A 10,289-nucleotide genomic window follows, 5' to 3' on the forward strand; every position below is an offset into this window, starting at 1 on the left:
GGGCCTGCCTCTGGATGGGGGGCAAATGCTCAAGGCGGCCATCTGGGGTTGGACAGGGGATCGGCAAAAGGGTATGCTGTGGGCGGCCCGAGCCGGCCAGGGGGTGGGCTGGGGTTTGGTGGGGCTAGGTCTGCTGGTGGTATTTTGGGGGAGCCTCAACGGCCTCTGGGTGGGGTTGATCGGCCTGTTTATTTTGAACACCGCCCGCCGCTACAGCCAGTACGCGCAACTGCAGCAGGTGCTGGCCCGCCTGAAAGCTGCAGATGTGATGACCCGCCAGTTTCGGGTTTTGGACGCGAACATGAGCCTGCGGGAGTTTGTGGATCGCTATCTGGTGCCTTCTTCTCTCAGGCCGGAAGCTCCAACTCAGCCAGCGGAGGTTTATTTTGCCGAGGAAGATGGCCGTTATCGCGGGTTGGTCAGGCCAGAACTGCTCAACGACATCGAGCGCAGCCAGTGGGATCGCCTCACCCTGAAAGCCATTCTCAAGCCGATGGAGCAACTGCAGGGGGTACGAGAAAAGACCCCCATTCCCCAGGTAATTCAGATGATGCGCCAGGCAGAACCCCGCCGCATTTTGGTTTTCACGCCCACCGGCGCCATTGCTGGCTTGATCGACCGGGGGGATGTGGTGGCCATGGCTGCCCGGCAGTTGGGGGTCGTGCTGCCCCAAGAGGTGGTGCAGCGGGTGCGCGATAGCGAAGAATGGCCCCCTGGATTTCAGGTGGAGGACAATCTGGCCGGAGAGGGATCCCCCAGTCTGGCTTGGCAGGGATCCCCGGATTTCCATCAAGAGCCTTAGTTGGGGAGATGGGTGGACAGGGGGCGGCCCAAGGCGCCTAGGTTCTTCCTCTTCCACAAAAGGTTCCCCAAAAGGGGCGGAGCGTTTTGCCTCCGCAAGCCGGGGAGAGAAGACCAAGAAAAGTAGTCTCAGATACTATTTCCCGGAGCCCTTCCCCATCTACAATTAAGACTGTTCTCCATCAGTTAAGAATTTTGAACCGCTTTCCTCGTCTCTTGCCCGCCTACACCCACCGACTGAGCAACGGGCTAGGCGTTATCGTTCATCCCATCCCCATTGCCGATTCTGTAACCGTTGATGTCTGGGTACGGACAGGTGGACGCCATGAGCCGCCGGAGTGGCTGGGCCTATCCCATTTTTTGGAACACATGGTGTTTAAGGGTAGCGAGCGGCTGGCTCCTGGTGAGCTGGATTGGGCCGTCGAAGGACGGGGCGGAGTTACCAATGCTGCCACCGGCCAAGACTACACCCATTACTACATTACGGTGGCTGCTGCTGACCTAGCGGATACCTTGCCCTACTTGGCAGAGGTGGTTTTGCGGGCCGGGATCCCGGATCCAGAGTTTGAGCGGGAGCGGCAGGTGGTTCTGGAGGAAATTCGCCGCGCCGCCGACAACCCTGATTACACGGCCTATCAGCTTTTGATGCAGACCGCCTATGGGGAGCATCCCTATGGACGACCGGTGTTGGGCACACCGGAAAGCTTGATGCAACTGACCCCTGAGGTGATGCGCGCTTACCACCGCGCTTGGTATCGGCCTGAATCCATGACGGTGGTGGTGACGGGTGGCATCGATCCCGAGCGGGCGTTGGCCTTGGTGGAGGAGCAGTTTGGCAGCTCTGCTGCTGGGCCAGCACCGGTCAGCCCCCCCATTCCGCCCCAGCCTCGTCCCCAAGGGATCCTGCGCCGGGAGAGCGACCATGCCCGCTTGGAGCAAGCCCGTCTGAAATTGGCCTGGCCTACCGTTGGCATTGACGATTGGCAGCAAGCCTGTGGCCTGGAGATGTTGGCTTCTGTGCTGGGAGATGGCCGTACTTCGCGGCTGGTGCATCTGCTGCGGGAACAGCGGGGCTGGGTGAGGGCCATTGGCTGTTCTTCGCTGGTGTTGAAGGAGGGGGGACTGTTTTGTATCGGCGCTCAGCTGGAGCCGAAGGATGTGGCGCGGGTGGAGGCGACGATTCTGCACGAGATTGAAAAGCTGCAGCAGGATGGCATCGGCCAAGCAGAGTTGGATCGCACCCGGCGTATGCTCATCCATGAGTTTCTGTTCTCCGCCGAGTCCCCCAGCCAATTGGCGGGCATCTATGGCTACTACGAGACGTTGGGCGGGGTGCAACGCATTCAAGAGTACCTGGAGCTGGTGCAATCCTTTACTCCGGCTCAGATCCGGGAGTTGGCCCAGCAGTACTTGTCTTTGGAGGCCTATGTGGTCACCGTTCTCAAGCCGACTGCCCTCGATCCAGCAATGGCCTCGGAGCTGCAACTGGCCTGTCGGTGAGCGCTGCCTCGACGCTCTGGACTCTTGACTTTCGGATTTTGGACGGGATCCCTTGCCTGCATGAACTCTGCTCTGCTTGCCACCCAACGTGGCCGTTTACAGCGCGTCCTTTTGGCCAATGGCATCACGCTGTTGCTGGGCCAGAACCCAACGGTGGAGATCTTGGCTGCCCACTGTTTTTTCCGCGGCGGCAGCCGGGCAGAGCAACCGCAACAGGCGGGGGTGAGCCACTTGATGGCGGCTGTCCTCACCAAAGGCACGCATCGGCGCAACTCCCAGGCCATTGCTGCTGCGGTGGAATCGCTGGGAGCCTCGCTATCGGTGGACAGTTCTGCCGACTATTTCGAGGTGAGCCTGCGCTGTGTGGCTGCCGATTTCCCGGAGTTGCTGAATTTGCTGGCGGAGACGCTGCGGGATCCCAGTTTTCCTGAAGAGGAGGTGGCGCGAGAGCAGGCGTTGATGCTGCAGGCCATCCGCGCCCAACAGGAACGGCCCTTCAGCTTGGCTTTCGAGCAGGTGCAACAAGCCCTCTATGGGGATCATCCCTACGCTCTGCCGGGGTTGGGACGGCTGGAAACGGTGGGATCCCTGACCCGCGAGGATTTGGTGGCCTATCACGCGGCCTACTGTCGTCCCAATGGAATGGTGATGGTGGTGATCGGCCCAGAGCCGCCGGAGCAAATGGCTGCCCAGGTGGAAGCGGCTTTGGGGGACTGGGTTGTTCCCGGCCCCTCTCCAGAGGATCGGGATGTTCCCCTGCCCCCTCTGAGGGATCCCCAACTGCTGAGGTTGCCCCAGCCCACTCAGCAGACGACGATCTTGATCGGGTTTCGCGGATCCCCTGCTGCTTCTGCGGATTATCCGGCCCTGAAACTGTTGGCCACCTACTTGGGCAGCGGTCTATCCAGCCGTCTGTTTGTGGAACTGCGGGAGCGCTGTGGCCTGGCCTATGAGGTCTCGGCTTTTTTTGCCACCCGCCGGGATCCCGCCCCTTTTGGGGTTTACATGGGCACTGCAGCAGAGAACACCCAGGTGGCTCTGGAACGCCTACAAGCAGAAATCCACCGTCTGCAGGCCAATCCGCTCGACCTGGCAGAGGTGGAAATGGCGCAGCGCAAACTTCTGGGCCAGTATGCCCTCAGCAAACAAACCAATGCCCAGGTGGCTCAACTGGCGGGCTGGTACGAGATTTTGGGCTTGGGCATGGAGTTTGACCGGCAGTATTTGCAGGGGGTCAGGCAGCTCACCCCAGAGCAGCTCCACCAAGCCGCAAAGACCTACCTGACCCCCCCGGCCATTGCTCTGGTGGGGCCGGAAGCCGCCTTGGCAGAGGTTGAGCTGGTGTTTTAAGCTGAGCAAACCATGAGGAAAACTAAGATCTGGCAAACATGGCCATTTCGATTCAAACGGGGACATTGCGCCCACACCTCAATAAAACACCTAAATAAAAAATGTTGAAAATGTTGAATGCGCAGTGCCGGAAAGCTTTTTTTAGGAGCCCATGTGTCTCACCCTGGCCTGAAGTAACCATAACTCTGGATTGAGGTCACGATTGTGGGTCAATCTCGAGATGTCCAAGAAAACGATGGGGATCGTTTCTGAATAGCAGCCCTCTGAGAAAACTGGCGTTTTTCCTTTCTTTATCTTGCTTGAGCTTTTTGTGGCTGGTAGGCACAGCAGATCATCTGCAGGGGATACCCAAAAAGAGGGATCCGTGCCGCTTGGGCGGCTGGAAAAGCGGTTTTCCTTTGCGTTTTGCCCCTACTGGCGTCCCTTTCGGCGGCCCCTGCGTACCCACCACGGACTGTGGTCCGTGCGCGAAGGGATCCTGATCCGACTTACAGATCGGGAGACAGGCTGTCAGGGATATGGGGAAATTGCTCCCATCCCTTGGTTTGGCAGCGAGACCTTAGAGCAGGCTCTGGCGTTTTGTCGGCAGCTGCCCCCTCTTTTGTCGGAGGCGTATATTTTGGGGATCCCAGAAGCACTGCCGGCCTGCCGGTTTGGGTTGGAAGGCGCTTGGCTGGCCTGTCGGGATCCCGATTGGTTGAACAAGGATCTCTCTCTACTCTCTTTCTGTGAACTTTTGGGGGAGACCCTGCCGCCGGAATCTTACAAGGACTCCTACAAGGACTCCGTCCCACTCACGCGGTCGGTGTACAAGCTCAAGGTGGGGAGGGATCCCATGCAGCAGGAGTTGGAGAAGCTGGAGCAATGGCTGGAGCGGTTGCCACCAGGATCCCATCTGCGTTTGGATGCCAATGGGGGGTTAACGCTTGCGGAGGCCCACCGGTGGCTGATGGTTTGTGATCGGCTCAACCAGGCCTCGCCGGTCAAGATCGAGTTTTTGGAGCAGCCTCTGCCGCCGGATCAGCACGCCCATTTGGTGGAGCTCAGCCGCCAGTACCAAACCCCCGTTGCTTTGGATGAATCGGTGGCCTGCCTGGAGCAGTTGCAAGCGATCCATCGGTCAGGATGGAAAGGGATCCTGGTGGTGAAGCCGTCTCTGGTGGGCTCCTGCATTGCGCTGCGAGAGTATCTCAGCCGCCATCCCGGCCTGGATCTGGTCTTTTCTTCGGCGCTGGAGACTCCCATCGGCGCCTGGCACGGGTTGGCTTGGGCGGGATCCCTGCAAGCCAAAACCGCCTCTCCCCGGGCCGTGGGATGGGGGGTAGGGGAGTTTTTCCAGGAAGGGGATCCCCTGACCTTGACCCAGCTCTCAGCCCAGGAGCGGGCTGCCCTCATGCAGGCGGTGTGGGAGCGCTACAGCCGGCCCTAGACTGCGGCGGCCTGTTGTTTGGCGTATTCCTGCCGCAGATAGGCCTGGATAAAATGCATCAGCTCCTCCGGCTCGCCGTTCATAAAGGCCTCGACATTGTAGGTTTCGGCGTTGGTGCGGTGATCTTTGATCAGCTTGTAGGGATCGAAGGTGTAGGTGCGAATACGCCCCCCAAAGCCCTGAGTCACCATCTCGCCGCGGATCTCGGCCAGCTTTTGTCTGCGTTTTTCTTCTTCCATCTCGATCAGCTTGGCCTTCAAGATCTGGATGGCTCGCTCTTTGTTTTGCAGTTGGGAGCGCTCCTCGGTGCAGCGCACGGCAATGCCGGTGGGCTTGTGGATCACCCGCACCGCTGTTTCCACTTTGTTCACGTTTTGGCCACCTGCCCCACCTGAGCGGGAGGTCTCGAACTCCAGATCTTCCATCTTCAGCTCATACTCGCTTTCCTCTTCCAGAATCGGCATCACCTCTACGCCAGCAAAGCTGGTTTGCCGTTTGCCGTTGGCGTTGAAGGGGCTGATGCGCTCCATGCGGTGGTTGCCCTTCTCGGCAGAAAGATACCCATAGGCGTAGGGGCCTTCGATCAGCAGGGTGGCGGACTTGATGCCGGCTTCGGCACCTTCGGAGTATTCCGAGAGGCTGACCTTGTAGCCCTGGTTTTCGGCCCAGCGGGTGTACATTTTCAGGAGCATTTCCGCCCAGTCCTGGGCGTCGGTTCCCCCTGCGCCGGCGGTGATGGTGAGGATGGCACCGTTTTTGTCGTAGGGGCCGGAGAGCAGTTGCTGTAGCTCCCACTGGCTCAACTCCCGCTCCACCGCTGCCAGGGATCCTGCTGTCTCGGCTAGGAGTTCTGGATCGGGCTCTTCTTGGAGCAGCTCGAGGGCGCTGGCGGCATCTTCCAGGCGATCCTTCCAGCGGTGCACCTGATCCCAGGAGGCCTTGAGGCTGTTGAGCTTTTGCAGGTGGCGGCGGGCTGCCTCTACATCATTCCAAAACTGCGGCTGCGAGGCTTCTTGCTCTAGGATGGCAATCTGTTGCTCCAAGTGGGGCAGGTCAAAGATAGTCCTGAGCGTTGCTCAGGCGCAAGGTGAGCGATTCTAGGGTGCGTCTTAGATCGGCAAGTTCCATAGAGAACATCAAACCATCTGCACATCGGATCCCATCCTATCCTGTGGGCCAGCAACTCAATCAAGGGATATAGCCCTTCTGCGGGCTTGCCGGAACACTGTTGCCGTGCAGCGCCGGTGAACCGGGTTCCTAGGAGTCCTTTCGGGGTAGAGCGTTTGGCTGTTGATCCCGCGCAGGCGGCTGGCGAAAGGGCTACGGGATCGACGGGTCGGCTTTGGTCGATTGCGTCAGCGGGACAGAACCCTTTGGCTTCTGCCGGAAGATCCCTGTTGAGGTGGCTCAAGCCTGTAGCAGAATGGAAAATCTGGTTCCGGAGGCTGCGATGCTAAAGGTCTTTTCCTTGCTTTCCGGGCTGGTTTTGGCGGGAGGAGTGGCTGCTTTGGCCATCACCAATCCCACCTTAGAAGAGTACAGAACCCATGCAGGGCAACAACTGGCCGCCTACGCTACGCGAGAATACTGCGCTCAGATCCCGTCTTTCTTGGTCACTTTGATTGAGGAATGTCATGCCCTTGTCCGAGAGCTCCAGCCCGAACTAGAAGCTCTGTTCATGCGCCAAACCCGCCGGCAGAATTTTATCCTTTTCAGCCTCTACACCACCGATTTGTCGTTGCTCAACTTTGGCCCACTGGGGATCTCCTTGCCCACCTACCACTTTGAAACCCTTGCCGTGGCTGGGCAATTTTATACTTATGAGATTCGAGAGGGGAAAGCTGCCCCCTAGCCACCATGGCAACCTCAGGCTCTCAGGATCCAGAAGAATCTCAAAAGGGAGGCTAGATTTGGGCTCGTTCCAACAGGGTTTGCAGCTCCTCTAGGGCCAACTGAGCCGACTGGGCCTGCTGGTAAAGGGATTGCACCACCTCAGCGCTGCTTTGAGCCGATTGCAGGGTGGATTGGCTTTGTCGCTGGATGCGATCTGCCAAGCTGCGAATGCGGTTGCTGGCCTCGGTGGTTCGTCCCGCCAATTTGCGGATCTCCTGGGCAATGGCTCCAAAGCCACCGGCACCACCGCTGCGGTTGGCCTCTACAGCCGCATTGAAAGAGAGCAGGCGAATGTATCCTGCCACCTCCACGATCAAATCCACGATGGTGTTGATCTCCTTGAGTTCGCGGGATAGCTCCTGGTTGTTGTCGGCAATTTCCTGGAAGAGGGTGCGCACCGCTTCTACCCCAGCAAAGGTGGCGGCAAAGGTGGATTTGCCCTTCTCCGAGAGGATCGAGCTAATCTCGATGATGCGGGCGTTGAGGCGAGCCAGCTCCTCAGAGCGCTGTTGGGCCCGCCGGCGTTCCATATCTAGGGCCAGGTTTTGGCTGAGGATCTCGGCTTTCTGCCGCTCCAGATCCCGAGCATACTGGAGGCTGCGGTTTTTTTCCTGCTCCAGCTCTGCCAAGATCCTTTTCATCTCTTCCTGCTGCTCTTGTAGCTTGCGCTGGGTGGCCAGATGCACCTGGGCCTGGGCCACCAACAACACCGGCACATCCAGAAGGCGGTAGTCCTGGGATCCCAGCTGAACCACCACGGGGTCATAGATGGTCTCTTCGGGCCGTTGGAAAGCTCGGTCGGCTGCTTGGATGACATCGCAGTCGCCGGGGAGCAAGAGAAAATCCCGGCTATGGAACTCTACCATGGAGCTGATGGGCCGCTTCAAAAACACATCCAGGCCGTAGGGCTTGCTAAGCATCCACTCCAGAATGGCGCGGCGGGTCAACATTCCCCGCACCTGTGACCGCTCGTCCAGCACGATGACTCCTGAAAGGCTGCTGTCATCTTCTAGGCGGCGCACCACGTTCTCACAAGGGGTGGACTCGCTCACCTGAAACTCCACCAAGGCCAAATCGCGCAGCTTGGTGTTGATCGATAGGGTAGGAGTGGGTGGATTTGTCAGGGTAGCCATCACAGGGATCGTCGGCACACGTTGGGTACAGATGGGTTGGATGCTAATGTGTAGAGTAACACAAAAAGTCGGCCCTAAATCGGCCTTTGATGGGGTGATTCCTGCAGAAAATCGACCACCTTCAGTTTGCCCTGGGATCCCATCTCCTGCCCATAGATTTTGCAGAATTGTGCGGGAAGGATGGCCTGGGATCCCTTCTTTGCGGTTTGCTGGAACGGATCCCTTTGAAGCTGGATTTAGCGGGTTTCTTGATAGCGGTGGTAGATTTCCAGAATTTCGCTGCGTCCTCGGTTAAAGGCGGCCACCACTTGCGGGTCGAAATGGCTGCCGCTGTTGTCCTCTACAAACTGAAAGACCTCATTCAAAGCCCAGGCTTCTTTGTAGGGGCGACGGCTGGCCAAGGCATCGAATACATCGGCTAAGGCCACAATCCGCCCTTCTAGAGGGATCCCTTCTCCTTTGAGGCCGCGCGGATACCCACTGCCGTCGAACTTCTCGTGGTGGGTAAGGGCGATGATGGCGCTCTTTTGCATCAGCTCGGAGTCGGACTTGCTGAGGATCTCATAACCAATCTCAGGGTGGCGGTTCATGATCTGCCGCTCTTCTGGGGTCAGACGCCCCGGCTTTTGCAAGATGGCATCCGGGATCCCGATTTTGCCCACATCGTGCATGGGACTGGCGTAGAAGATCAGCTCTTGCTCATGGCTGGATAGGCCCAAGTGCTTGGCGATGATGCGAGAGTAGTTGCTCATCCGCTTCAGGTGAAAGGAGGTATCCTGATCCCGGTATTCTGCGGCCAGAGACAGACAGAAGATGGTCTCGAAGTGGGCAGATTTGAGCTCTTCCCGCAATTGGACGTTTTGATAGGCAACCGCCGCCTGGGAGGCTAGGGCTTCTGCCACGCTGACTTCCAGCTCAGAAAAAGGTTGGCTCCACTCGGCCACCTGGTCAGGAGCTAGGGGGGTGGGGTGATCCGGCTTTAGGCGGTTCAACAGTTGCAGGGCGCCAAGGATCTTGCCTGAGGGATCCCGCATGGGCACAGTGAGCAAGGAGCGGGTGCGATAGCCGGTCTGCCGATCCACCTGTGGGTTAAAAGCATAGGGCCGATCGGCGGGCAGGTGGTAGACATCTGGCAGATTCAGGCTCTCCCCGGTGAGCACCACATAGCCCACAATGCTGGAAGGGCTGAGGGGCAGGCGCAGATCCCGCAGCTCCTCATGGCGGTTGACCACGAAAAAGCGCAGTTCCTCCCCCTCTCGGACAAAAAGGCTGGCCCCATCACAGTGGGTCAGTTCTCGGGCTTGAGCAACAATCAACTCCAGCAGCCGCTGCAGATCCGTTTCTGAGGAGAGGGCGATCCCCACTTGAATCAGACGCTGGCTGAGGCGCAGGGCATCCGAGGCATCGAATTCGGTTGTGCTGGGGTGAAGACCGAAGGGGGTGGGCAGGCTCATAGCAGGGTTGGTCAGAAGCGTTCACAATGAGCGTTGACAATAAACAATGGCAGAGTCATGGGCGGCGAGCCATTTGCCCCCAGGGATCCTCACCGCTGTCCCGACTCAGTCCGGCTGGGTATCTGACACCTTCGGGGCGACCAGCAGCCCAAAAACACGCCAACACCACTCAAAGCAGCGATGCCTTACTTTAGCTCGAGGAGGCGAGAAACATTGTGACCCAGGTCAAGCCCAAGGGAACCGATGAGATTTCCCTGCAGCTTGTTGTGGGCTTGGGCAATCCCGGCCCTCAATACGCCAATACTCGCCACAATTGCGGCTTTATGGTGGTGGATCGGCTGGCGCAGCGCTGGGGGATCCCGTTGGTTTTGGAGAAGCGATTCCAAGGTAGCTACGGAGAAGGGTTTGCCCTGGGAGGAAAGCGACGCTTGCTCAAGCCGGAAACCTACATGAACCGTTCCGGCCAATCGGTGCGGGCGGTGCTGGATTGGTACAAGTTAGATCTCGCCTCTGTGCTGGTGGTGTACGACGATATGGATCTGCCGCTGGGTCGTCTGCGCCTGCGGGGATCCGGTTCTGCCGGTGGGCACAACGGCATGAAGTCCATCATTCAGCACTTGGGGAGCGAAGGGTTTCCGCGGCTGCGTTTGGGGGTGGGCAAACCCAGGGGCAGCCAAGATGTGGTCGGGCATGTGTTGGGGGGATTTGCGCCTGCAGAACAAGAGGTGC

General features: G+C 58.8%; 9 protein-coding genes. 6 read left to right on the top strand and 3 right to left on the bottom strand.

Going from position 1 to position 10,289, the window contains the following annotated elements; translation table 11 throughout:
- From NW837_RS02130 to NW837_RS02145, 4 genes are all read left to right on the top strand, one after another.
- Window positions 1-802 (top strand): site-2 protease family protein (locus NW837_RS02130; RefSeq protein WP_414329058.1); only part of this gene is annotated, 802 nt, incomplete at its 5' end.
- A gap of 194 nt (window positions 803-996) precedes the next feature.
- On the top strand, window positions 997-2,301 hold the full coding sequence (locus tag NW837_RS02135) for a M16 family metallopeptidase (RefSeq protein ID WP_414329059.1): 1,305 nt from the start codon (window positions 997-999) through the stop codon (window positions 2,299-2,301).
- Window positions 2,302-2,361: 60 nt separating this feature from the next.
- On the top strand, window positions 2,362-3,651 hold the full coding sequence (locus NW837_RS02140; RefSeq protein ID WP_414329060.1) for a M16 family metallopeptidase: 1,290 nt from the start codon (window positions 2,362-2,364) through the stop codon (window positions 3,649-3,651).
- 310 nt (window positions 3,652-3,961) lie between these two features.
- Window positions 3,962-5,080 carry an o-succinylbenzoate synthase gene (locus NW837_RS02145; RefSeq protein ID WP_414329061.1) on the top strand — a complete coding sequence of 373 codons (1,119 nt, stop codon included), beginning with the start codon at window positions 3,962-3,964 and terminating at the stop codon, window positions 5,078-5,080.
- Here NW837_RS02145 and prfB read toward each other — a convergent pair.
- A protein-coding gene (prfB, locus tag NW837_RS02150; RefSeq protein WP_414329062.1) for a peptide chain release factor 2 occupies window positions 5,077-6,208 on the bottom strand; the annotation gives its coding sequence in 2 pieces (ribosomal slippage) (window positions 5,077-6,135 and window positions 6,137-6,208; 1,131 coding nt in all). The genes NW837_RS02145 and prfB overlap by 4 nt on opposite strands.
- Window positions 6,209-6,530: 322 nt before the next feature.
- On the opposite strand from prfB, the gene NW837_RS02155 reads away from it, so the two are divergent.
- The gene (locus NW837_RS02155; protein WP_071818187.1) at window positions 6,531-6,932 is read left to right on the top strand and encodes a DUF4359 domain-containing protein; all 402 of its coding nucleotides are present in this window, start codon (window positions 6,531-6,533) and stop codon (window positions 6,930-6,932) included.
- Window positions 6,933-6,984: 52 nt separating this feature from the next.
- Here NW837_RS02155 and NW837_RS02160 read toward each other — a convergent pair whose 3' ends face one another.
- Both NW837_RS02160 and NW837_RS02165 read right to left on the bottom strand, forming a co-directional pair.
- The gene (locus NW837_RS02160; protein WP_414329063.1) at window positions 6,985-8,106 is read right to left on the bottom strand and encodes a methyl-accepting chemotaxis protein; all 1,122 of its coding nucleotides are present in this window, start codon (window positions 8,104-8,106) and stop codon (window positions 6,985-6,987) included.
- 236 nt (window positions 8,107-8,342) lie between these two features.
- The gene (locus tag NW837_RS02165) at window positions 8,343-9,560 is read right to left on the bottom strand and encodes an HD domain-containing phosphohydrolase (RefSeq protein WP_414329064.1); all 1,218 of its coding nucleotides are present in this window, start codon (window positions 9,558-9,560) and stop codon (window positions 8,343-8,345) included.
- 248 nt (window positions 9,561-9,808) lie between these two features.
- Between NW837_RS02165 and pth the strand changes: the two genes are divergently transcribed.
- On the top strand, window positions 9,809-10,289 hold a 481-nt coding region (gene pth / locus NW837_RS02170; RefSeq protein WP_414329065.1), incomplete at its 3' end, for an aminoacyl-tRNA hydrolase.

The sequence above is a fragment of the Synechococcus sp. R6-10 genome, assembly GCF_047461815.1.
In the GTDB taxonomy this organism is placed as follows: Bacteria; Cyanobacteriota; Cyanobacteriia; order Thermostichales; family Thermostichaceae; genus Thermostichus.

Bases quoted from the DNA above. Each gene is read 5' to 3' on its own strand.
- NW837_RS02160 (WP_414329063.1), bottom strand. From the start codon at position 8,106: ATGGCTACCCTGACAAATCCACCCACTCCTACCCTATCGATCAACACC.
- NW837_RS02165 (WP_414329064.1), bottom strand. From the start codon at position 9,560: ATGAGCCTGCCCACCCCCTTCGGTCTTCACCCCAGCACAACCGAATTC.
- NW837_RS02155 (WP_071818187.1), top strand. From the start codon at position 6,531: ATGCTAAAGGTCTTTTCCTTGCTTTCCGGGCTGGTTTTGGCGGGAGGA.
- NW837_RS02140 (WP_414329060.1), top strand. From the start codon at position 2,362: ATGAACTCTGCTCTGCTTGCCACCCAACGTGGCCGTTTACAGCGCGTC.